Origin of the sequence: Tsukamurella tyrosinosolvens, from assembly GCF_900104775.1 — a bacterium.
In the GTDB taxonomy this organism is placed as follows: Bacteria; Actinomycetota; Actinomycetes; order Mycobacteriales; family Mycobacteriaceae; genus Tsukamurella; species Tsukamurella tyrosinosolvens.
Map to the genome: position 1 here is coordinate 1,722,625 of NZ_FNSA01000003.1, position 21,570 is coordinate 1,744,194.

Annotated in this window: 23 protein-coding genes and 1 riboswitch; of the genes, 13 read left to right on the forward strand and 10 right to left on the reverse strand. The window is 72.2% G+C overall.

Translation table 11 applies throughout. From position 1 onward, the window contains the following. Nucleotides 1-137: 137 nt before the first annotated feature. The 11 genes from BLW32_RS09735 (at nt 138) to BLW32_RS09785 (ending at nt 9,522) form a co-directional block, all read left to right on the forward strand. Nucleotides 138-419, forward strand: coding sequence for a DUF1490 family protein (locus BLW32_RS09735; protein ID WP_068524855.1), 282 nt, complete (start codon nt 138-140; stop codon nt 417-419). Continuing rightward, the gene (locus tag BLW32_RS09740; RefSeq protein ID WP_068742285.1) at nt 419-2,641 is read left to right on the forward strand and encodes a heavy metal translocating P-type ATPase; all 2,223 of its coding nucleotides are present in this window, start codon (nt 419-421) and stop codon (nt 2,639-2,641) included. The genes BLW32_RS09735 and BLW32_RS09740 overlap by 1 nt, the downstream gene beginning before the upstream one ends. 75 nt (nt 2,642-2,716) lie before the next feature. Beyond that, entirely contained in the window at nt 2,717-3,019 is a 303-nt protein-coding gene (locus tag BLW32_RS09745; RefSeq protein WP_068524857.1) for an urease subunit gamma, read from the forward strand. Nucleotides 3,020-3,026: 7 nt separating this feature from the next. Next, nucleotides 3,027-3,368 carry an urease subunit beta gene (locus BLW32_RS09750; RefSeq protein ID WP_068742284.1) on the forward strand — a complete coding sequence of 114 codons (342 nt, stop codon included), beginning with the start codon at nt 3,027-3,029 and terminating at the stop codon, nt 3,366-3,368. After that, the gene (gene ureC / locus BLW32_RS09755; protein ID WP_068742283.1) at nt 3,365-5,077 is read left to right on the forward strand and encodes an urease subunit alpha; all 1,713 of its coding nucleotides are present in this window, start codon (nt 3,365-3,367) and stop codon (nt 5,075-5,077) included. The genes BLW32_RS09750 and ureC overlap by 4 nt, the downstream gene beginning before the upstream one ends. Before the next feature lie 10 nt (nt 5,078-5,087). Next, nucleotides 5,088-5,573 carry an urease accessory protein UreE gene (ureE, locus tag BLW32_RS09760; protein ID WP_068742282.1) on the forward strand — a complete coding sequence of 162 codons (486 nt, stop codon included), beginning with the start codon at nt 5,088-5,090 and terminating at the stop codon, nt 5,571-5,573. Nucleotides 5,574-5,656: 83 nt separating this feature from the next. Beyond that, on the forward strand, nt 5,657-6,328 hold the full coding sequence (locus BLW32_RS09765; protein ID WP_231857400.1) for an urease accessory protein UreF: 672 nt from the start codon (nt 5,657-5,659) through the stop codon (nt 6,326-6,328). A gap of 11 nt (nt 6,329-6,339) precedes the next feature. Then, nucleotides 6,340-6,951: an urease accessory protein UreG gene (gene ureG, locus BLW32_RS09770; RefSeq protein ID WP_068524861.1), complete on the forward strand. Its 612-nt coding sequence runs from the start codon at nt 6,340-6,342 to the stop codon at nt 6,949-6,951. Further along, a complete protein-coding gene (locus BLW32_RS09775; protein ID WP_231857399.1) occupies nt 6,948-7,784 on the forward strand; it encodes an urease accessory protein UreD in 837 nt (278 codons plus the stop codon). Before ureG ends, BLW32_RS09775 begins: the two co-directional genes overlap by 4 nt. A gap of 17 nt (nt 7,785-7,801) precedes the next feature. Then, nucleotides 7,802-8,932, forward strand: a complete 1,131-nt coding sequence (gene nicT, locus BLW32_RS09780; RefSeq protein WP_068742352.1) for a Nickel transporter NicT — start codon at nt 7,802-7,804, stop codon at nt 8,930-8,932. Between the two features lie 14 nt (nt 8,933-8,946). Then, nucleotides 8,947-9,522: a GNAT family N-acetyltransferase gene (locus BLW32_RS09785; protein WP_068742281.1), complete on the forward strand. Its 576-nt coding sequence runs from the start codon at nt 8,947-8,949 to the stop codon at nt 9,520-9,522. A 119-nt stretch (nt 9,523-9,641) separates the two neighbouring features. On the opposite strand, the gene BLW32_RS09790 is transcribed toward BLW32_RS09785, so the two are convergent. The 9 genes from BLW32_RS09790 to BLW32_RS09830 all read right to left on the reverse strand — a co-directional run bounded on the left by BLW32_RS09790 (nt 9,642) and on the right by BLW32_RS09830 (nt 17,670). After that, a complete protein-coding gene (locus BLW32_RS09790) occupies nt 9,642-10,661 on the reverse strand; it encodes an LLM class flavin-dependent oxidoreductase (RefSeq protein WP_068742280.1) in 1,020 nt (339 codons plus the stop codon). A gap of 5 nt (nt 10,662-10,666) precedes the next feature. Beyond that, nucleotides 10,667-11,395: a (2Fe-2S) ferredoxin domain-containing protein gene (locus BLW32_RS09795; protein ID WP_068742279.1), complete on the reverse strand. Its 729-nt coding sequence runs from the start codon at nt 11,393-11,395 to the stop codon at nt 10,667-10,669. After that, nucleotides 11,392-12,369: an ABC transporter substrate-binding protein gene (locus BLW32_RS09800; RefSeq protein WP_068742278.1), complete on the reverse strand. Its 978-nt coding sequence runs from the start codon at nt 12,367-12,369 to the stop codon at nt 11,392-11,394. Before BLW32_RS09800 ends, BLW32_RS09795 begins: the two co-directional genes overlap by 4 nt. A 44-nt stretch (nt 12,370-12,413) precedes the next feature. Further along, nucleotides 12,414-12,555: riboswitch (cobalamin riboswitch) on the reverse strand. A 46-nt stretch (nt 12,556-12,601) separates the two neighbouring features. Beyond that, nucleotides 12,602-12,769 (reverse strand): helix-turn-helix domain-containing protein, encoded by a 168-nt coding sequence (locus BLW32_RS09805; protein ID WP_231857398.1) that lies wholly within the window; start codon nt 12,767-12,769, stop codon nt 12,602-12,604. A 186-nt stretch (nt 12,770-12,955) separates the two neighbouring features. Beyond that, nucleotides 12,956-14,431 (reverse strand): ABC transporter ATP-binding protein, encoded by a 1,476-nt coding sequence (locus tag BLW32_RS27475; protein WP_068742277.1) that lies wholly within the window; start codon nt 14,429-14,431, stop codon nt 12,956-12,958. Next, nucleotides 14,428-15,252, reverse strand: a complete 825-nt coding sequence (locus BLW32_RS09815; RefSeq protein ID WP_068742276.1) for a hypothetical protein — start codon at nt 15,250-15,252, stop codon at nt 14,428-14,430. The genes BLW32_RS27475 and BLW32_RS09815 overlap by 4 nt, the downstream gene beginning before the upstream one ends. Next, a complete protein-coding gene (locus BLW32_RS09820) occupies nt 15,249-16,109 on the reverse strand; it encodes a hypothetical protein (protein WP_231857397.1) in 861 nt (286 codons plus the stop codon). The genes BLW32_RS09815 and BLW32_RS09820 overlap by 4 nt, the downstream gene beginning before the upstream one ends. Next, on the reverse strand, nt 16,106-17,104 hold the full coding sequence (locus tag BLW32_RS09825; protein WP_068742275.1) for a hypothetical protein: 999 nt from the start codon (nt 17,102-17,104) through the stop codon (nt 16,106-16,108). Before BLW32_RS09825 ends, BLW32_RS09820 begins: the two co-directional genes overlap by 4 nt. Further along, nucleotides 17,074-17,670 (reverse strand): hypothetical protein, encoded by a 597-nt coding sequence (locus tag BLW32_RS09830; protein WP_068524869.1) that lies wholly within the window; start codon nt 17,668-17,670, stop codon nt 17,074-17,076. The genes BLW32_RS09825 and BLW32_RS09830 overlap by 31 nt, the downstream gene beginning before the upstream one ends. A 180-nt stretch (nt 17,671-17,850) precedes the next feature. On the opposite strand from BLW32_RS09830, the gene BLW32_RS09835 reads away from it, so the two are divergent. Both BLW32_RS09835 and ftsY read left to right on the forward strand, forming a co-directional pair. Next, complete coding sequence (locus tag BLW32_RS09835; protein ID WP_068742274.1) at nt 17,851-19,107, forward strand: FAD-dependent oxidoreductase; 1,257 nt, start codon at nt 17,851-17,853, stop codon at nt 19,105-19,107. A gap of 24 nt (nt 19,108-19,131) precedes the next feature. Beyond that, complete coding sequence (gene ftsY / locus BLW32_RS09840) at nt 19,132-20,694, forward strand: signal recognition particle-docking protein FtsY (RefSeq protein ID WP_175546290.1); 1,563 nt, start codon at nt 19,132-19,134, stop codon at nt 20,692-20,694. Here the strand turns inward: ftsY and BLW32_RS09845 are convergent, their stop codons facing one another. Then, nucleotides 20,695-21,549 carry an alpha/beta hydrolase gene (locus tag BLW32_RS09845; protein WP_068742273.1) on the reverse strand — a complete coding sequence of 285 codons (855 nt, stop codon included), beginning with the start codon at nt 21,547-21,549 and terminating at the stop codon, nt 20,695-20,697. Nucleotides 21,550-21,570: the final 21 nt, after the last annotated feature.

Genomic DNA, 21,570 nt, shown 5'->3' on the forward strand with positions numbered 1-21,570 from the left:
CCGCCTCGTCCCGGGAACGCGCGCAGCGCGGCCCACCGTGTTGTGCGTTACGTTCCGTCCGTCCCGCCTCGCGCGGTACGCTGTTGGAAATGATGTTCGATAGGTGGCGTGACGCCGCCTGACGAAGGGACGATCCGATGGCGGTTCAGGCGGTACTCCTCAAAGCGGGCTCCGCGCTCGTGACCGGCCTCGTCGGCGCCGCGGCGTACGAGGCGACCAAGAAGGCGCTCGCCAAGGCGCCGCTGCGCGAGAGCGCGGTCGCCGCGACGGCGCTGGGACTCAAGGGCAGCCGCAAGGCCGAGGAGGTCGCCGAGAACGTGCGACTGAACGCCGCGGACATCCTGGCCGAGGCCAAGGAGCGGGTCGGCGAGGAGTCGACCCCACCGGCGACCGGCGCCGCGCACGACCACGACCACTGATGACCGCGCTGTCCGAGCCGGCGGGCCGTGTCGTCTCACAGGCCGCCGGCCGGCTGCGCTGGGTGCTCGATGATCTCGTCGGAGCGACACCGCAGCGCCGCATCGCGGTCGAGGACGCGGTGCTGGCGATCCCCGGGGTGCGCGCGGCGCACGCCTACAGCCACACGGGTTCCCTCGTGGTCTGGCATCGCAGCGACGTCGATCCCGCGCGCATCGCCGAGGCCGCCGCGGAGGGGCTCGCCGCCGACTCCTCCCTCGTCGCCCGGCACGCGCCGCACTCGGCCGACGTGACCAATGCGGATCTGCTCCGGATGGGGCTCGGCGCCGCGGCCCTGGTGCTCCTCGGCCTCCGCCGCTACGCCTTCCGCCGACCGCCGCTGCTCGGTCCCGGCACGCGGACCGCGGCGACCGCGATCACCGTCTTCACCGGCTACCCGTTCCTGCGTGGCGCCCTGCGATCGTTGCGCGGTGGACGCGCCGGCACGGACGCCCTCGTCTCGGCGGCCACCATCGCGAGCCTCCTCCTGCGCGAGAACGTCGTCGCGCTGACGGTGCTGTGGCTCCTCAACATCGGCGAGTTCCTCCAGGACCTCACGCTGCGCCGCACTCGGCGCGCGATCTCGGACCTGCTGCGCGGCAACACCGATTCGGCCTGGCTGCGGCTCGCCGACGGTGCCGAGGTGCAAGTCCCGATCGACGCACTCGACGTCGGCGACGTCGTCATCGTGCACGACCACGTGGCGGTGCCCGTGGACGGCGTCGTAGTCGACGGGCTCGCCGTTGTCGACCAGGCCGCGCTCACCGGGGAGACGCTTCCCGTCACCATCGAACCGGGCGCGACGGTGCACGCGGGAGCGGTGGTCGTCTCGGGACGGCTCGTCGTGCGCGCCACGGCCGTGGGAGCCGACACCGCCATCGGCCGCATCATCGAGCGGGTCGAGGAGGCCGAGCGGGACCGGGCGCCGATCCAGACCGTCGGGGACAACTTCTCCCGCCGCTTCGTCCCCGGGTCGTTCCTCCTGTCCGGGCTCACCCTGCTCCTGACCCGGGATCTGCGTCGTGCGATGACGATGCTGCTCATCGCGTGTCCTTGCGCGGTGGGCCTGTCGACGCCGACCGCGATCAGCGGCGCCATCGGCAACGGTGCGCGGCGCGGCATCCTCATCAAGGGCGGTTCGCACCTCGAGGCGGCGGGCTCGGTCACGGCGGTGGTCTTCGACAAGACCGGCACGCTGACTACCGGGCGGCCCGTGGTGACCAATGTCGTCTCGTTCCGCGACGACTGGACGCCGGAGCAGGTGCTCGCCCACGCTGCCAGCTCCGAGATCCACTCCCGGCACCCGCTGGCGGAGGCCGTGATCCGCTCCACCGAGGAGCGGCACATCGAGATCCCCAGCCACGCGGAGTGCGAGGTCATCGTCGGACTCGGCATGCGGACCCAGGCCGAGGACGGTCGCGTGCTCCTGCTGGGGAGTCCGGCGCTCCTGGAACAGCACGGCGTGGCCGTGGGCGTCGACGCCGCGCGGTGGGTCGAGCGGCTCCGCGCCGAGTGCGAGACGCCGCTGCTCCTCGCGGTGGACGGCGCCCTGACCGGCCTCGTCAGCCTGCGCGACGAGGTGCGCACCGAGGCCGCCGAGACCCTCGCCGCCGTCGCGGCGGCGGGCATCGGCACCGTCGTCATGCTCACGGGCGACCATCCGGCGACGGCGGCCGCCATCGCCGCCGAACTCGGCATCACCCGATGGCGCGCTGAAGTGATGCCCGAGGACAAGCTGGCCGAAGTCCGGGCGCTGCAGGACGAGGGCCACGTGGTCGCGATGGTCGGCGACGGCGTCAACGACGCGCCCGCGCTCGCGGCGGCGGACGTGGGGATCGCGATGGGCCTCGCGGGGACCGACGTGGCGGTCGAGACCGCCGACGTGGCGCTCGCCGGCGACGACTTGCGCAACGTCCTCGACGTCGTGGATCTCGGCCGACGGGCCGTCGACGTGATCCGGCAGAACTACGGCATGTCGATCGCGGTCAACTCGGTCGGCCTGCTCGTCGGCGCGGGCGGCGCGCTCTCGCCCGTCCTGGCCGCGATCCTGCACAACGCCTCCTCAGTCGCGGTCGTGCTCAACAGCTCGAGGCTGATCCGGTACCGGCTCGCCGAATCCGCCGGGCACTCGTCGGGAGCGCGGACCGCCGCGCTGCGCGAGGGCGGCGCGGATGAGGGACGTTAACTTCGTGTTTCCAGCCTGTTGCGCCTGACGATCTGGCTTGACGGCCGCCGGGGCAAGGGATTTGAGTGAATTCTCATGCACCTCTTGCCCCGCGAGCAGGACAAACTGCTCATCGTCGTCGCCGCGGACCTGGCGCGTCGTCGCCAGGCCCGCGGGCTCAAGCTGAACCACCCCGAGGCCGTCGCGATCATCACGTACGAGCTGGTCGAGGGCGCGCGAGACGGGCGCAGCGTCGCCGACCTCATGGCCTACGGGGCCACGATCCTCACCCGCGACGACGTCATGGAGGGCGTGCCCGAGATGATCCACGACGTGCAGGTGGAGGCCACCTTCCCCGACGGCACCAAGCTCGTCACCGTCCACCACCCGATCCGGTAGGCGCGACATGATCCCCGGAGAGTTCCGCCTCGCGTCCGCCCCGATCCTGTGCAACGACGGCCGCTCGACGCGCACCGTCCGCGTCGTCAACACCGGCGACCGCCCCATCCAGGTCGGCTCGCACTTCCACTTCGCCGAGGTCAACCGCGCCCTCGACTTCGACCGGACCGAGGCGTACGGGCACCGTCTGGACATCCCGTCCGGGACCGCCGTCCGGTTCGAGCCCGGTGACGGGAAGACGGTGCGGCTCGTCGCCCTCGCCGGAACCCGCGAGGTCCACGGGCTCGCCAACCGCGTCAACGGCCCGCTCGACGGTGCCGACGGTGCCGGGATCGGGGGAGCGCAGTGAGCTTCGAACTGAGCCGGCGCGAGTACTCCGACCTCTACGGTCCGACGGTCGGCGACGCCGTGCGTCTCGCCGACACCGAGCTGTTCGCCGTCGTCGAGAAGGACCTCACCGTGTACGGCGAGGAGGTCGTCTTCGGCGGCGGCAAGGTGATCCGCGACGGCATGGGCGAGAACGGGGTGCTCACGCGCGAGCACGACATCCCCGACACCGTGATCACCAATGCCCTGATCATCGACCACACCGGCATCGTCAAGGCCGACGTCGCGCTGCGCGACGGCCACATCCTCCGGATCGGTAAGGCCGGCAACCCGCAGATCAGCGACGGCATCACGATCACCATCGGCGCTGCCACCGAGATCATCGCGGGCGAGGGACGCATCCTCACCGCGGGCGGCATCGACACGCACATCCACTTCATCAGCGCCCAGCAGATCGACACCGCGCTCAACTCCGGCGTCACCACCATGATCGGCGGTGGAACCGGCCCCGCGGCGGGCACCAACGCCACCACCGTGACGCCCGGCCCCTGGCACATCGCCCGCATGCTGCAGGCGCTCGACGGGGTCCCCATGAACATCGGGCTCCTCGGCAAGGGGCACGCCGGCGCGACGGAGCCGCTCGCGGAACAGATCCGCGCCGGCGCCATCGGCCTCAAAGTGCACGAGGACTGGGGCTCGACCACCGCCTCCATCGACAACTCGCTGCGGGTCGCCGACGAGTACGACGTGCAGGTCGCAGTCCACACCGACACGCTCAACGAGTGCGGCTTCCTCGAGGACACCGTCGCCGCGATCGACGGCCGCGTGATCCACACCTTCCACACCGAGGGCGCGGGCGGCGGTCACGCGCCGGACATCATCGCCATCGCGGGACACCCGAACGTGCTTCCCGCATCGACGAACCCGACGCTGCCGTTCACCGAGAACACCATCGTCGAGCACCTCGACATGCTCATGGTGTGCCACCACCTCAACGCCGACATCCCCGAGGACGTGGCGTTCGCCGACTCGCGGATCCGCCCGGAGACCATTGCGGCCGAGGGCGTCCTGCACGACATGGGCATCATCTCCATCACCTCGTCCGACTCCCAGGCCATGGGCCGCGTCGGCGAGGTGATCACCCGGACGTGGCAGCTCGCCGATTCCATGAAGCGCCAGCGCGGGCCGCTCGACGGCGACCCCGACGGCGGCGACAACGCCCGGATCAAGCGGTACGTCGCCAAGTACACGATCAATCCGGCGCTCGCGCAGGGCATCGCGGAGTACGTCGGCAGCGTCGAGGAGGGCAAGTTCGCCGACCTCGTGCTGTGGAATCCCGCCTTCTTCGGGGTCAAGCCCGACCTGGTGATCAAGGGCGGCCAGATCGCGACCGCCCTCATGGGCGACGCCAACGCCTCGATCCCGACGCCGCAGCCGCGCACCATGCGCCCGCAGTTCGGTTCGATGGGGCAGGCGGTGCACGACGCCGCGATCACCTTCCTCTCCACCGCGGCAGCGGAATCCGGCGTCGCCGGCGAGCTCGGGCTGCGCAAGCGCACCCTGCCCGTCCGGGGCATCCGCACCCTGCGCAAGCAGGACCTGCCGCACAACGGCGCGACGCCCGACATCACCGTCAACCCCGAGACGTACGTCGTCGCCGTCGACGGGACGCCCGTCCGCTCCGAGCCCGCGTCGTCCCTGCCCATGGCCCAGCGCTACTTCCTGTTCTGAGAGGCGAGAAGTGATCATCGAAACCGTCGCCGGCAACCTCGCCGACCTCGACCCCGCCGAACTGGACGCGGTGCACGTCGAGCGGGTGCCGCTCGCCGGCGCCGACCTCGTGAAGCGGATCCAGCGGGTGCGCACCGACCACGACCGGGAGATCGGGCTGCGCCTGGCCGCGCCCATCGGGCCCGACGGCGACCTCCGCGACGGCGACATCCTGCACCGCGACGACCGCAACATCATCGCCGTGCAGGTGCTGGCGACCGACGTGCTCGTGATCGCCCCGCGCACGATCACCGAGATGGGCCGCACCGCACACGGACTCGGCAACCGCCACCTGCAGGCGCAGTTCTTCGACGCCGATTCCGTGTACGGCGCCGAGGTGATGGTGGTGCAGTACGACCACACCGTGGAGGACTACCTGACCCACCACGGCGTGCCCTTCACGCGGCAGGACCGCGTGCTGCCCACGCCCTTCCGCCACGCGGAGCACACGCATTGAACACCGTTTCGGTCGGCGAAAGCGCAGGTCGCGACGTACAGGAACGGTGTTCAATCGGGGCCGGGGCGTCGCCGGGGTACCTGTTGCCGCTCCTGCAGCTCAGCGACTCCGCCCTCCCGACCGGGGCGTTCAGCCACTCGTTCGGGATGGAGTCCTACCTCGCCGACGGCACGATCACCGACGAGGCCACCTTTGCGGCCTGGTTGCGGGCGTACGTCTCCCGGCAGCTCGCCTACACGGACGGCCTCGCGATCCGGATGGTCTTCGACGCACTGCACCTCGGTGACCTCGACGCGGTCTGGACCCTCGACCGCCTGATCGCCGCCCTCACCCTGCCGGAGCAGGTGCGCACCGCGGCCGCCACCATCGGGCGCCGGACCGCCGAGGTCGGCACCGTCGTCGCGCCCGAGTCGTTCCTCGGCGACTACCTCGCCGAGCTCGACGCCGGCCGCTGCCACGGGCATCCCGCCGTCGCCTTCGCGCTGCTCGCGCACGCGGTGGACGCGCCGCCCGCTGCGGCGATCGAGGCGCACCTCTTCGCCGCCGTCACCTCGCTGACCCAGAACGCCGTGCGCGCCATCCCCATCGGGCAGACGGCGGGGCAGCGGGTGCAGCGCTCCCTGCACGACGTGGTGGCCGACGCCGTCGCCACCGCGATGACCCTGACCGACGAGGACCTGGGCGCCGCATCGCCCGGGCTCGAGATCGCACAGATGCGGCATCGGCGCCAGCGGGCGCGGATGTTCATGAGCTAGGAGGAGATTCCATGACGACGATCCGGATCGGTGTGGGCGGCCCCGTGGGCGCGGGCAAGACCCAGCTCGTGGAGCGCATCACCCGGCACCTCGCCGACGAGGTGTCGATGGCGGCCATCACCAACGACATCTACACCACCGAGGACGCGAAGATCCTGGCGCGCAACAGCGTGCTGCCCGGCGACCGCATCGTCGGCATCGAGACCGGCGGCTGCCCGCACACCGCGATCCGCGAGGACACGTCGATGAACGAGGCCGCCGTGACGCGGCTCGTCGCCGCGCATCCGGACCTGCAGATCGTGTTCATCGAGAGCGGCGGCGACAACCTCTCCGCGACCTTCAGTCCCGAGCTCGTGGACTTCTCGATCTACCTCATCGACGTCGCGCAGGGCGAGGAGATCCCGCGCAAGGCCGGGCAGGGCATGATCAAGTCGGACCTGTTCGTGATCAACAAGACCGACCTCGCGCCGTACGTCGGCGCGGACCTGTCCGTCATGGCCGCCGACTCCAAAGTCTTCCGCGGCGACCGCCCGTTCTGCATGACCAACCTCAAGACCGACGAGGGCTTGGACGGCGTGCTGGAGTGGATCCGCCGCGACGTCCTCATGCTCGACCTCGCGTGACCGGTGCTGCCGTGCCCGCGCTCACCGGCGAACTCGCGCTGACCCTCGCACCGCGAGGGCGGCGCACCGTCGCCGTGGCACAGCGGCACGCCGGCACCCTGCAGACCCTGCGGCCCATGTACCTCGACGATTCCGGACAGGTCACCTACCACGTGGTGAACCCGGGAGGCGGATGCCTGCGCGGCGACACCTACGCGATCGACATCGACCTCCAAGCGGACGCGAGAGCCGTCGTGACGACGCAGTCGGCGACGAAGGTCTACCGCACGCCCGGAGGCGGTGCCGCGCAGCACATGCGGATCCGGCTCGGCGCCGGCGCCGTCCTCGAGTACGTGCCCGACGCGCTGATCCTCTACCGCGAGGCCACCTACCGGCAGACCTGCACCGTCGAGCTCGATCCGTCGGCCTCGCTCGTCCTCGCGGAGGTCGTCACGCCCGGATGGTCGCCCGACGGTGCGCGGTTCCGCTACGACGAGCTGCGCATGCGCACCGAGATCCGCCGCGGCGGCGAGCTGCTCGCCGTGGACAACCTGCTCATCGAGCCCGGCCGGGCCGACCCGTCCGGCATCGGCTTCCTCGACGGGCGCACGCACGTCGGCTCGCTCACGGCGGTCGACCCCCGCATCGACGAGGACCTGCTCGACGAGGTGCACGCGCTGACCGGGACGGTCGGCACCGTCCGGAGCGGGCTCACCGCGCTGGCCGGCCCCGGCTTCGTACTCCGCTGCCTCGGTGACGACACCGCCGAGCTGACCGGCCTGTTCGACGCCGTCATCGCCCTGCTCCGATCCCGATGGACCGGACAGGCGCCCATGAACCTGCGAAAGTACTGAGGGTGGAGGACACCGGCATGACCACATCGAGCACCACCGACCGACTCCGGACGGCGTGGGCCGCGCTGGGCCCCGGCGACCGGCGGTCGCTGTTCGGGATGACGGCGATGGTGATCGCGCTGCATGTCGTCGGGTTCGGCGCGCTGATCCTGCTCATCGCGCCCGGCCACTACCGGATCGGCGACGGCGGCGAGTTCACGATCGGCATCGGCCTGCTGGCCTACACGTTCGGCCTGCGCCACGCCTTCGACGCCGACCACATCGCCGCCATCGACAACACCACGCGCAAGCTGCTGGCCGATCGCGAGGGGAGGATCGCCGCGGGGGAACGCAACCCGCGCCGGCCGCTCTCGGTCGGCTTCTGGTTCTCGCTCGGCCATTCCACCGTCGTCTTCGGTCTCGCGGCGCTGCTCGCGCTCGGCGTGCGGGCCCTCGCCGGGCCCGTGGAGGACGAGAACTCGACGATGCAGACGGTGCTCGGCCTCATCGGCACCTCGGTGTCCGGGATGTTCCTGTGGATCCTCGGCATCATCAACCTGGTGGTGCTCGTCGGCATCGTGAAGGTGTTCCGGGACATGCGCTCCGGACGCTACGACGAGGCGGAGCTCGAGGACCGCCTGAACAACCGCGGGCTCATGAGCCGGCTGCTGCGCGGGGTGTCCGGGTCGGTGCGCAAGCCCTGGCACATCTACCCGATCGGCGTGCTCTTCGGCCTCGGCTTCGACACCGCGACCGAGGTCGGGCTGCTCGTCCTCGCCGGCGGCATGGCCGCGTTCACCCTGCCCTTCTACTGCATCCTGGTGCTGCCGGTGCTCTTCGCGGCGGGAATGTCGCTGCTGGACACCATCGACGGCGTCTTCATGAACGCCGCCTACGGCTGGGCCTTCGCCAAGCCGGTGCGGAAGGTCTACTACAACATCACGATCACGTCGCTCTCGGTGGCCGTGGCGCTGGCGATCGGCACCGTCGAACTGCTGGGCGTGCTGGCCGAGAGGGCGCACGTCGAGTCCGGTCCGCTGGGCTGGGTCGCCTCGATCGACCTGGACTACGCGGGTTTCGTCATCGTCGGCCTGTTCGTGGCGGTATGGGCCGTGGCGCTGCTGATCTGGCGGTACGGGCGGATCGAGGACCGCTGGTCGGTGCGCTGAGTTAGCGTGACCGCATGAGCGGTATCGAGGTGCGGCCGGCGAGCGTCTTCGAGGATGTGGCGGCCGTGCTCGGCCCCAAGAAGCAGACCTCCAGCAATTGCTTCTGCCTCTCGTACCGGATCGGCTCGAAGGAGAATCAGGCACTGCGCGGGCCCGAGCGCTTCGAGCGCGTCCGCGGGCTGTGCGCGGAGGACCCGCCGCCGGGCGTCCTCGCGTACGACGGTGCCGAACCCGTCGGCTGGGCCGCGATCCACCCGCGGTCGGACACCAGCTTCGCGACGAATCGACGCATTCCGGAGGTCGACGGGCACGAGGACCCGTGGTCGCTGTGGTGCGTGCGGGTGCGGCCGGGGCACCGGAAGCAGGGGATCAGCCACGAGCTGGTCGCCGGTGCCATCGACTTCGCGCGTGCGAACGGCGCCTCCGTGGTCGAGGCGTACCCCGTCGACAACCAGGGCGCGAAGGTCGATCTGACCATGGCCTACGTCGGCACCCGTGCCCTGTTCGAGCGCGCAGGGTTCGAATACGTCATGGACACCACGTCGGTGCTGAACGGCTTCACGCGCGTCCTGATGCGGTACGCGCTGTAGGCGCCGTCGCTCGCGCAGCAGTTCCGATGCTCCCGCGGGAGTCTTTCGCTCGGGCGGGGGTTGCGACCCGCTGAGCGGTGAAAGACTCCCGCGGGAAAGCGACAGTCGTGGCCGGACCGCTACTTCCAGCCGAGTGCCGGGCCCACGTCCTTGACCAGGGACTCCAGCAGGCGGGTGTTGTACTCCACGCCCAGCTGGTTCGGGACCGTCACCAGCACGGTGTCGGCCTCGGCGATGCCCTCGTCGTCTCGCAGTTGCTCGACGAGCTCCTCCGGCTCGCCGGCGTAGGTGCGGCCGAAGACGGCGCGGAAGTCGTCGATCACGCCGAACTGGTCGTCGCTGGAGCGCTCGTGGCCGAAGTAGGCGCGGCTCTCGTCGTCGATGATCGGCATGATGCTGCGGCTCACCGAGACCCGCGGCTCGTGGTCGTGGCCGGCCTCGGCCCAGGCGTTGCGGAACTTCCGGATCTGGTTCGCCTGCTGCACGTGGAAGGGCTCGCCCGACTCGTCGGTCTTCAGCGTGGAGCTCATGAGGTTCATGCCGAGCTTCGCCGCCCACTCGGCGGTGGCGTCGGACGCGGCGCCCCACCAGATCCGGTCTCGCAGGGTGGGGGAGTGCGGCTCGACGCGCAGCAGCCCCGGCGGGTTCGGGAACATCGGGCGCGGGTTCGGCTGCGCGAAGCCGCCGCCCTCGAGCACCTTGAGCATGAACTCGGTGTGCTCGCGGCCCATGTCGGCGTCGGTCTTGCCCTCGTCGGGCTGGTAGCCGAAGTACTTGTAGCCCTCGATCACCTGCTCGGGCGACCCCCGGCTCACGCCGAGTTGCAGCCGCTCGCCCGCGATGAGGTCGGCGGCGCCCGCGTCCTCCGCGAAGTACAGCGGGTTCTCGTAGCGCATGTCGATCACGCCGGTGCCGATCTCGATCCGCGACGTGCGCGCGCCGATCGCGGCGAGCAGCGGGAACGGCGAGCCGAGCTGTCGGGCGAAGTGGTGCACGCGGAAGTAGGCACCGTCGGCGCCCACTTTCTCGGCCGCCACCGCGAGATCGATCGACTGGTGCAGGACGTCGGCCGCGGTGCGGGTCCGCGAGCCGGGCGAATCGGTCCAGTGACCGAAGGACAGGAAGCCGATCTTCTTCATGGCCGCTACAACCCCGGACTGCGGTCCGAATATTCCGCTGACCGTCGGGCCGCCGAGCGTTCCCGGGGGAGCAGGAGGTGCGCGGCGCGCTGCTCGCGGAGCAGGTGCGCATCGACGAGGTCGGGGACGTCGTCGACGGTGACTCGCCCGTACCACGCGTCGTCCGGCTGCACCGTGACGACGGGCGCGTGATTGCACGGGAACTGGCACCCGGTGACCGTGACCAGTGCGTCGTCGTCGCCCAGGCCCGCGCGACGCAGCTCGTCGCCGAACGCCGAGGTCAGCGCCGAAGCCCCGAGGGCCGAGCAGCGGGGGCCGCGACACACGAGCACCTGGTGCCGGTGCTGCGGCACCTCCTCCCACGCCGGCGAGTGCAGGGGCGCGGCGTCCGCGGTCATCGGCGCCCCGCCCGCGGCGATCGCGGCCGCGAGGAGGTCGAGGTCCGGTTCGGCGAGCAGCTGCGGCGCGAGGCGGAGCGTCGGCGCACCGTCGTACCCCCGGAGCCAGTGCGCGGCGACCCGGCGCAACCACGACCGCTTCGGGCCGGGCTGCGCCCATCCCGCGCCGATGAGCAGGACGTCGGAGGCGCCGCGGTCGGCGACCGCGGTGAGCACGTCGACCAGCGCCGGGTCGTGGACCTGGAGGAAGGCGGGCTCCGCAGAGGCGCTGCGGGCGAGGGCGGTGAGATCGTCGGGATCGACGCCGGCGGACATCCCGACGAGGATCGCGGTCACGGCAGCGCCCGGATTCCCTCGGCGACGCGCCGGGCGCCGTCGAGCAGGCGGACGCCGGAGGTGGTCTCCGAGAACGGGATCACGACGAACCGGTTCTCGCGGACGGCACGGAGCTGGCTCAGGGCGGGATCCTTGCGCGCCTGATCGATCCGGTCCTGCGCCGGGTGTCCCGCCGTATCGGCCACGACGATCACGTCGGGGTTCGTGCCGACCACGTTCTCCAGCGAGACCTCGGCCCAATTGCCGGGCAGATGGGCGAAGACGTTCACGCCGCCGACCGACTCGATGAGCAGCTGCGGCGTGCCCTTGCCGGCGCCCACGTTGAGCCCGGACGGCGCGCCGTAGTCCCACCAGAAGATCCGCTGGCCCCGCGCAGCGCCCCGGAGCGCGGCACCGCCGAGCTCGGACTTCTGCGCCGCGATGAGCTTCGCCGCGGCGTCCTCGGTGCCGAAGGCTCGACCCGCGGCGGTCAGCTCGTCCCAGATCAGATCCCACGACGCGCGCTCCGGCTTCGTCGCGCAGCCCGCCGGGGCCAGGAGCGTCGCGATGCCCTGGCCCTGCAGTCGTGCGCGATCGCCGGCGTTCTTCTCGCTGAACGCCGAGTTGTACGAGCCGTAGACCAGGTCCGGGCGGACCGAGAGCATCTTCTCCTGCGTCGGGTACTTCGCCGCCAGCACGGGGATCCGCTCGTAGTCGGCCCGGAAGGGCGGGGCGACGGCGTCGTCGAGGTAGGCGGTGCCGACCATCCGATCGGCGACGCCGAGGGCGATCGCGACCTCGGTCGCGCCCTGGTTCATCGTGACGATCCGCCGAGGTTCCGACGTCACCTCCGTCGTGAAGTCGCAGGTGGTGACGCTGACGGGGAACCGCTCGGAGGGGCGCGCCGCAGGCGTCGCCGGGGCGGTGCCGCAGCCGGTGAGGAGAGTAGCCGCGACGGACAAGGCGAGGGGAGGAGCGAGGGCGATGGGCCGCATGGGTCGGACTCGATTCGTCGGCCACCCCGTGCGCGGGGGCGGCGGTGGACACCTGCGAGCCGGCCGGTATCGGACTCGAGGCGACGAAGTCGCCTCACACCGTTGCGCGCCAGTCCCGGATTCCCACCGGGTTCCCCATGTCCGACTCGAGCGTGACGCTATCAGGCCGGTCCGGTTGCGTGAGAGGCGTAGACGGCGGCGGCGTCGATCGCGCGGAGGTCCGCGGCGGGGATCATCCGTCGCCCTTCGGGCTGATGGTCACGTCGAGTCCCAGCGCGTCGAGCACGCGAAGGAACGCTGCGTGGGAGACCGACGTGCGGCCGTATTCCAACGACTGGACACTCGACCTGGAGGCTCCGGCCAGGTCTGCGAGCGTCTGCTGTGTCAGCCCGAGGGACACCCTGCGTGCTGCGAGAATCTCGGCTATGCCTGAGTTTCAGGCATAGTGGATCGGCTTGGGGGTCGGGTCCGTCGAGGTGCCGCCATGTCGCTCCTGTGCTTGTGAAGCCACGCATAGGAGGTCGGGTAGTAGGTAGCAAGGCGGATCAGCGCGTTGTGCATGACATCGCGAGCCCAGACCGTGCGCCTACTGTCGGCGATGGTGGATGAGTGCGACCCCGGTCGCGGCAGCGGTCCACGCCGCGAGGATCGCCAGCGAGACCCACGGCGACCAGGTCGCCGTGTTCGAGGGCACGCCGATCGTCGCGAGCTGCGCACTCGTCGCCGGCAGCCACGCCGCCAGCGACCGACCGAAGGGCAGGGCGGGCACGGCGATCGCCTCTACGAGGAACCACCAGCCCAGCACCACACCGACGGCCGCGGTCGTCGACGACGCCAGGTAGCCGACGGCGAGCCCCAGGACCGCGAGCAGTGCCCCCGCGACGGGCGCCGTGGTACCCAGGCGGAGGATCTCGGCGGCGGGCGAGGAGAGGCCTGTGACCGCGGCGACGACGATCGCCGCTCCCGCGCCCGCCAGGCCCGCGGCGGTGCCGCTCACCGCGGCGACCAGTGCCTTCGCGCCGTATCCGAGCGCCGGGCGCGGGATCAGGATCCGCGTGAGCGCGAGCGTCCCGTGCTCGCGGTCGAGACCGATGAGCAGCGCCCCGGCCACCGCGACGAGTGCCCCGCCCACGAGCCCGAAGCCGTACGCCGCGGTGGTCACCGTCGCGCCGCGGAAGACCGGCGCGAAGACGCCGGCCACCACGGCCGCTGCGAGGGCGACTGCCGTCGCGCCGCCGAGTGCGGCCCGGAAACCGCGGGAGGTCAGTGCCTTCCGGGCCTCGGCTGCCACGGATCGTCGCGCGACGCCCCGCGGCGCGGCGGCCTCCGGCGCGGATGCGGGAGCCGCGGCTGCGTCGTCGCCCGTGAGGCGGAAGTACAGCGCCTCGAGGCCGGACCGGCCCGGCGGCGCGGGCTCGACGAGGTCTGCCAGGGGTGCGTCCGCGACGACTCGTCCCTCGTGCAGCGCGATGATGCGGTCGGCCGTCTGCTCCAGCTCGCTGAGCAGGTGGGAGGACAGCAGTACCGTCCGACCGTCGTCGGCGAGCGCCCGGAGCGTGCCGCGGATCCATGCGATGGCCTCGGGATCCAGGCCGTTCACGGGCTCGTCGAGCACGATCACCGGCGGGTCGCCGAGGACGGCGCCGGCGATCGCGAGCCGCTGCCGCATCCCGAGAGAGAAGCCACCGACGGGGCGGTCGGCGACCCGCTGCAGGCCGACGAGGTCGAGCGCCGCGTCGACGCGCCCGTCCGGCAGGCCGATCGCGGCCGCCATCCAGTGCAGGTGTTCGCGCGCCGTCCGCGACGGAGCCGCCCACTCGGCGTCGAGCAGCACCCCGATGGTCGCGCCGGGATTGGCGAGGTCGCCGTACCGCAGGCCGTCGATCGAGACCGTGCCGGACGAGGGCCGCTCGAGGCCGGCGATGAGGCGCAGGGTGGTCGACTTCCCGGCGCCGTTCGGGCCGATCAGTCCGGTGACCTCGCCCGACGGTGCCGTGAACGTCACGTCCTCGACGGCCACCGTCGTGCCGTAGCGGACGGTGACCCCGGAGAGTTCGATCACCGCGGCTTCGCGGCGATGGTCGTCCCGGCGGGCTTCGCCAGGGCGGGCTTGGCGGCGGGCTTCGCGGACGGCTTCGCCGTGGCAGGGCCGCCGCCCTTGCCGCTCGCCGCGAGCTCGCCGAGTGCGGCGAGGCCGCCGGTCGCGATGGGTGACCACTTCCCGGTCTGCAGCCCGATGAGCACCTGGTCCTCCCACGCGACGAGGCACGCGGCCGCGGGTGTGGCGGCGAGTTCCTGGAGTGCGGGTGCGAGGTCGTCACCGGCCTTGGTGAGCGCCTCGATCACCTTGGGGCGGTACTGCGCGTAGAGCGGCTTGATCGCGTCGTAGACCGCCTGCTCGGCCGCGTTGAGCGCGCCGACCGGGCCGGCGAGGGCGGGCTGCGACTGCTCGATCACCGGCTTGATCGCGGCGAGGAAGGGGCCGAAGAGACTCAGGATCGGGTCGTAGGCCTGGCCCGCAGCGAAGGCCTCGTCGGTGAACGCGCCGGCCGCGGGCGCCAGCAGGATCAGCGACGCGAGGCCGCCCTTCTCCCGCGGCTTCGGCCAGCCGAGCGGGCACTGGATATCGGCCGGGTTCACCCCGGGCACGACGGTGGACGACGCCCCGCCGGGCTTGGCCGAGGACGACGCCGCACCGGTCGGCTTGGCCGCCGCCGACGTCGCCCCGGTTGGCTTCGCCGCGGGCGGCGCGGCGGAGGAGCTGCTCGGCGACGGCGCCGGCTTCGGCGTCGGGGCCGCTGCCGCGGAGCCCGCGACGGGGACGGTCACCGCGAGGGCGGCGGCGACGGCGGTGCGGATGAGCGCAGGCGGAATCCGAGTCATGGTGCCTTCTTCGGTGCGGAGGAGTGGGCTGGTGCGGTCGCGCCGGCCGCCGTGGGCGGCGGTCCGGGCTCGAAGACGCCTTCCAGGTGCCAGACGCCGGTGAAGTCGTTGAACGGCCCGCCCTGGATGTGGCTCGTCCAGTCGAGGGTGAAGCGCCGTGTCGCGGGGTCGAAGGTGCCGTTCGCAGTGGGGCCGGTGGCCTTCGCAGCCGCGGGCTGCGCGAGCCAGCGCTGCGAGACCACGTCCCAGGCCTTCCCGACCTGCTCCTGGCCGGCCGCGGCGGCGTCGGTGCGGGGCACCGGTTTCGGCGCGCCCTGGTTGAACTCCTGGTTGTTCCACGAGGCCGCCCAGGCGGAGACGTCCGCGGTGAGCGTCGTCCCGGTGCGCGTGATCGACGGCGCGGGCAGCGGGGCGCGGGTCTGCGGGTCGACGGCGTTCGTGGAGATGCCGAAGAGCACGTCGAAGAACTTCGTCGGCGTGATCACCGATCCGGACAGCGAATCGCCGTTACGGAAACCGGGTTTCGCCTCGGACTGGTAGGCGCCGGTGCGCAGCCCGCCCGCGGTACCGGGTTTCAGGGCGGTGACCCGACCCTCGTCGATCGGCGAGTTGGCGTTGTTGACGAAGGGCCCGTCGGCGGTGCCGCCGACGATCGCCATCTTGAAGTAGGTGCCCGTCGGCTTCCCGTCGGCGAAACCGCCTGCGGTGAAACGGAAGAGCCCGACGAGCTGCTCAGTGGTTTCCGGCTCCGACGGTGCCGCCGTGCTGCAGGCGGCGGACGTCGCCGCGGTCAGGGCCACCAGCGCGAGGGCGAAGGGCCGCCGCGCGGCGGGTCGGATGGTGGTGCGGGGCGTCACGGCAGGACCTTTCGTCGGGCCCCGAGTAGCGCGCCCGCGACGGCGGCGCCGAGGGCGAGCTCCGCCCACGGCAGGGCCGCGAACGTGCCGCCGGGGACGGGCAGCGCGGCGTTCGCGGATGCCAGTCGCCGGTACTCGGGGAGGTTGTCGTTGATCGCTCCGGTGAGCGACGCGAGATCGGACGACACCGTCTGCCAGGAGCCGGTGAACGCGCGGATCTCGGGGGTGCGGCGGACCGTCGCGCCGCGGTCGATCTCGCCGACCGCCCCGACCAGGGCGAGGAAGTCGTGCTGCAGGCGCACCACCTGCTGCTCGGTCATGATCGGCGCGAACCGGTCGACCACCCGGCCGGCGGACGGCGCACCGTCGACCAGCCCGGAGGCGAACGGGTGGACGACGAGCGCGACGGCGCACAGGGACGCGGCGGCGATAGCCCACCGGCGCGGCGGAGCGGACCGCGCGCGGAGCAGGACGGCTCCCGCGACGGCCAGCACGATCCCGATCAGCAGGAGCAGCTGGGGGAGTGTGCCCAGACCGTGGATCCGGGCGAGCGCGTCGACGTCGGGCTTTGCGGCCCGCGCCGACGCGAGCAACTCCCGCGCGTTCGACTCGATCTCCGCAGACCGGTTCGTGTAGTCGACGGTGCGCGGCGCCGCCGCGAGCCGCCCGGACGCGGCCTCCGCGCGAGTGGCGGCGCCGAACCGGGCGATCGCATCGACGTCACCGTCGAGGCGGTCCAGGGATTCCGCGGTGAGGTGCGGCGCGAAGGCGTCGAGCATCTTCGTGGCGCCCGCCGTCGTGGTGGGGAGGCCGCCCGCGACGGAGCCGAGGGCGAGCGCGATGCCCGCGACGAGGAGGAACCAGGCCGGCCACCGTCGGGCGGCCGGAGCCGCCGCGGTGCGCGGGAGCGCGACGGCGCGCAGCCGGGGGACGCCCCCGAGCAGTGCCGTCGCGCCGGACGCCGCTACTTGCTGTACGTACCGGTGAGATGCCACAGGCCGGTGAAGTTGTTGAACGGCCCGCCCACGATCTGGCTGGTCCACGTGATCGAGTAGCTGGAGCCGTTGATCGTGCCGGTCACGCGGCTGGTCTTGCCGGGGAGGCCGCCGCCGGGCTTCGGGGCGCCCTGGTTGAAGACCTGGCCGTTCCAGGCGACGCCGAACGCCGACAGGTCGCCGGAGAGCGACGAGCCGTTGCGGGTGATGGTCGGGACGGACGTGGCCGACCCGGTCTGCGGGTCGGTCGCCTTCGTCGAGGTCACGAAGTCGGAGCCGAAGAAGGTGCGCGCCGCGGTGACCTGGCCCTGGTACGAGCCGGAGGTCAGGGAACCGGACAGCGGGGTGATCGTCTTGTCCGAGTTGGTCGAATTGCCGTTCGCGAGGAACGGCCCGGACGTGCTGCCGCTCGGCAGGATCATCCGGAAGTAGGAGCCCGAGTCGATCGAGAACGTGCCCGCGAGGGTCTCGGCGTTCGCGGCGGGGGTGGCGACGACGGTGGCCGCCGCCGCTGCGGTCGCGGCCGCGGCGGCGATGACGGCCCGACGGGAAAGGGTGTGGCGCATGGGGCGTTCTCGCTTTCGTAAGGAGGTGAAGGAGCCCGATGGAAGCTGAACGCTAGTTGCGGTCGTACGGTCCGCGAAGAGTTGCGATCACCGCGATCCGGGGTGCGTGATCTCGACCGCATCGGGGATCGACACTCGGAAGCCTTGCCTCGTCGGGCTGCACGGCGTAGATTTCAACACATGATGAATAACGGGTGTGTCGTGGTGGGCGGGGGTCCCGCGGGCATGGTCCTCGGTCTCCTGCTGGCGCGCGGCGGCGTGCGAGTGACGTTGTTGGAGAAGCACTCCGACTTCCTGCGCGACTTCCGCGGGGACACGGTGCACGCCTCGACCCTGACGCTGCTCGACGAACTCGGGCTGGGCGAGCGCTTCGCGGCGATGCCGCATCGGGACGTCGAGCAGATGACGGTCCGGCTCGACGCGGGCGAGGCGGCGGTCGCCGACTTCCGCCGGCTCCCGGGTGCACACCGGCACATCGCGTTCGCCCCGCAGTGGGACCTGCTCGACCTCCTGGCCGCCGCGGCCGAGGAGGAGCCGACCTTCACCCTCGTCCGCGACGCGGAGGTCATCGACGTGCTCCGGGACGGCGGCACCGTCGTCGGAGTGCGGTACCGCGACCGTGCGACCGGCGGCGAGCACGACCTCCGTGCGGCGCTGACCGTCGCCTGCGACGGGCGCTCGTCCGCGGTCCGCGCCGCCGCCGGACTCGCGCCGCGCCGCTTCGGCGTCCCCATGGACGTGCTGTGGTTCCGGCTGCCGCGCGAGCGCACCGACCCCGACGGGGTCTTCGGGCGCCTGAGCGCGGGCCGTTTCGCGATCACCATCGACCGCGGCGACTACTGGCAATGCGCCTACGTCATCCCCAAGGGCGCCGACGCGGCGCTCCGTGCGGCGGGCATCGACGGCTTCCGCCAAGAGGTCGCAGCGCTGCTGCCGTGGACGGCCGACCGCCTCGACCCGATCAGGTCCTGGGATGACGTCAAGCTCCTCGACGTGGAGCTCAACCGGTTGCGCCGCTGGTACGCCGACGGCCTGCTGCTCATCGGCGACGCCGCGCACGCCATGTCGCCCGTCGGCGGCGTGGGGATCAACCTCGCCGTCGCCGACGCGGTGGCCGCCGCCCGCATCGTCGGCCCGACCCTGCGGTCCGACGGTGCCGTGCCCCTCCGTCTGCTGCGCGGGGTTCAGCGGCGGCGGTGGCTGCCGACCGCTCTGATCCAGGGCGTGCAGCGCGGGATCCACCGCGCGATCCTCGCGCCTGCCCTCGTCACGGCCCCGGCGTCCGGCGCCGGACGCCTCCCCGTGCCGCTCCGCCTGCTGCGGCGATTCCCCGCGCTCCAGGGAATGACCGCCCGCATGGTCGCGATCGGGCCCCTCCCCGAGCACGCGCCGGACTGGGCGCGCCGCCCCGCGGCGCGCAGCGGCACCGGACGCTGAGCGGCCGTTGACTACAGTCGAGGAGTGAGCACTTCCACCATCGCGATCCTGATCGCCGTCGTCGCCGTCCTCGTCGTTCTGGCGGCGCTGGCGACCGGCTTCTACCTCAACAAGCGGCGGCGCGTCTCGCTCAAGGACGAGACACCGGAGCCCAAGAGCCTGGACAAGTCGGGCGGGTACAAGGCCGGCGGTGGTTTCACCTTCAGCGAGGGGACCCGCGAGGCCGAGCCCGTCCCGCTGGTGCCGACGGCGCCGCCCGCGCCGAAGACGGTGCCGGAGCCGGAGCCGAAGGTCTCGCTCAAGGACCTGCAGGAGTCGCGCGAGCAGGCGGCCGCAGAGGCGGCGCAGGCGCAGGCCGATGCGCGTCTCGCCGAGGCCGAGGAGATCGACCCGGGGATCGCGAACGTCGCCCCGGAGGCGCCCACCGAGATCGAGCACATCGAGGACGAGGCGCCGGAGGCCGCGCCCGAGGCGCCCGCCGAGACCGAGGCTCCGGCAGCTCCCGCGGCACCTGCGGCCCCGGCCGAGACGACCGCGTCGCCCGAGGCGACTGCGCCCACGGCACCGGTGGAGCCCGCCGCGCCGGTGGAGCCCGCTGCGCCGGCGGCGCCGGTCGAGGCCGAGTCGCCCGTCGAGACACCGTCGGCCCCGCAGCTGGACGAGATCGCCCCGACGGCGGGGCGCCTGGACCGACTCAAGGGCCGCCTCGCGCGCTCGCAGTCGACGGTCGGCGCGTCGCTGCTCGGCCTGCTCGGCGCGGGCGACCTCGACGAGGAGTCGTGGGAGGAGATCGAGGACACGCTGCTGCTCGCCGACCTCGGCACCCCGACGACGATGGCCGTCGTCGAGAAACTGCGCGATCGGATCGCCACGCAGGGCGTCTCCAGCGCGGCCGAGGTGCGCGCACTGCTGCGTCAGGTCCTGATCGAGGAGCTGCACCCCGAGTACGACCGCAGCATCAAGGCCCTGCCGCACGCGGGCGCACCGTCGGTGCTGCTGGTGGTGGGCGTGAACGGCACCGGCAAGACCACCACCACGGGCAAGCTGGCCCGCGTGCTCGTCGCCGACGGCCGCCGCGTGCTGCTCGGCGCCGCCGACACCTTCCGCGCGGCCGCGGCCGACCAGCTGCAGACCTGGGGCGAGCGGGTGGGCGCGGAGGTCGTGCGCGGCAAGGAGGGGGCCGATCCCGCCGCCGTCGCCTTCGACGCCGTCGCGAAGGGCACCGACGAGGGCGTCGACGTGGTGCTCATCGACACCGCCGGCCGCCTCCACACCAAGACCGGCCTCATGGACGAGCTCGACAAGGTCAAGCGCGTCGTGGAGAAGAAGGCGAAGGTCGACGAGGTGCTGCTGGTCCTCGACGCGACAATCGGGCAGAACGGTCTCGCGCAGGCGAAGGTGTTCGCCGAGGTCGTGGAGATCACGGGCGTCGTCCTCACCAAGCTCGACGGGACCGCCAAGGGCGGCATCGTCTACGCGGTGCAGCACGAACTGGGCGTGCCGGTGAAGCTCGTCGGCCTCGGCGAGGGCGCCGACGACCTGGCCCCGTTCGAGCCCGCCGCGTTCGTCGACGCCCTGTTGGGGTAGTCAGGCGATCGATCGTTCCACGAAATCGAGCTGGGCGAGCGTGTACTCGCGGGCGCAGGCGTGCAGCTCGATGGAGTGACCGACGCCGCCCATCACGCGCACGTCGATCGGGCCGGCGGTGAAGTGCCGGGCCAGGGCTGCGCGCGCCTCGTCGTCGGAGCGCCAGATCTTGTCGTGCTCGGCGAAGGTCACCTGGACGGGTGCCGTGACGGACGCGCCCACGGCGGGCAGGCGGTCGGCCCAGTCGACCACGTCGTAGAGCTCGGGCATCGGCATCGGGCGCAGTAGCTCGGCGTCGCGGGCGACGTGCGCGGGGGTGAAGGATCCGTCGGGGCCGAGCATGACGCTGGCGTGGGCCTCGGCGGGCAGCGCGATCGCGGGGGCGTCGCCGCGCAGGCCGCCCCACATCTCCCGGATGCCCGGCTGCCACAGCTCGCCGAGACCACTGATCTCCACGCCCGCGGGCGCGGCGGCGGTCTTCGCGGCGGTGAGCAGCGCGAGCATCCCGCCGATCGAGTGGCCGATGAGCACCGTCGGCAGGTCGTACCGCGCGCGGAGGGCGTCGACCGCGGCCGCCAGGAGGGTGGACTGTTCGTCGAAGCCGAGCCGTTCCGCGGGGACAGTCGCGCTGCCGCCGTAGCCCGGTCGGTCGATGGCGACGACCGTGCAACCGTGGCCGGGGGCCAGGGCGAGCAGCGAGTCCGCGCCGACGTGGAAGTACTCGGAATCGTAAGTGCCGCCGTGGATCGCGACGATCAGGGCGCGCGGATCGCCCGGCGCCTCCGCCACGCGTGCCGCGAGCGGAACGCCTGCGGCGTCGATGGTCGTGGAGGAAACTGCGGAGGTGGTCGTCATGATGCGGTGCTCCTTGGATGG

Coding starts and splice junctions, on each gene's coding strand:
- BLW32_RS09735 (WP_068524855.1), top strand. CDS start 138: ATGGCGGTTCAGGCGGTACTCCTCAAAGCGGGCTCCGCGCTCGTGACC.
- BLW32_RS09740 (WP_068742285.1), top strand. CDS start 419: ATGACCGCGCTGTCCGAGCCGGCGGGCCGTGTCGTCTCACAGGCCGCC.
- BLW32_RS09745 (WP_068524857.1), top strand. CDS start 2,717: ATGCACCTCTTGCCCCGCGAGCAGGACAAACTGCTCATCGTCGTCGCC.
- BLW32_RS09750 (WP_068742284.1), top strand. CDS start 3,027: ATGATCCCCGGAGAGTTCCGCCTCGCGTCCGCCCCGATCCTGTGCAAC.
- ureG (WP_068524861.1), top strand. CDS start 6,340: ATGACGACGATCCGGATCGGTGTGGGCGGCCCCGTGGGCGCGGGCAAG.
- nicT (WP_068742352.1), top strand. CDS start 7,802: ATGACCACATCGAGCACCACCGACCGACTCCGGACGGCGTGGGCCGCG.
- BLW32_RS09785 (WP_068742281.1), top strand. CDS start 8,947: ATGAGCGGTATCGAGGTGCGGCCGGCGAGCGTCTTCGAGGATGTGGCG.
- BLW32_RS09790 (WP_068742280.1), bottom strand. CDS start 10,661: ATGAAGAAGATCGGCTTCCTGTCCTTCGGTCACTGGACCGATTCGCCC.
- BLW32_RS09800 (WP_068742278.1), bottom strand. CDS start 12,369: ATGCGGCCCATCGCCCTCGCTCCTCCCCTCGCCTTGTCCGTCGCGGCT.
- BLW32_RS09815 (WP_068742276.1), bottom strand. CDS start 15,252: ATGACTCGGATTCCGCCTGCGCTCATCCGCACCGCCGTCGCCGCCGCC.
- BLW32_RS09830 (WP_068524869.1), bottom strand. CDS start 17,670: ATGCGCCACACCCTTTCCCGTCGGGCCGTCATCGCCGCCGCGGCCGCG.
- BLW32_RS09835 (WP_068742274.1), top strand. CDS start 17,851: ATGATGAATAACGGGTGTGTCGTGGTGGGCGGGGGTCCCGCGGGCATG.
- BLW32_RS09845 (WP_068742273.1), bottom strand. CDS start 21,549: ATGACGACCACCTCCGCAGTTTCCTCCACGACCATCGACGCCGCAGGC.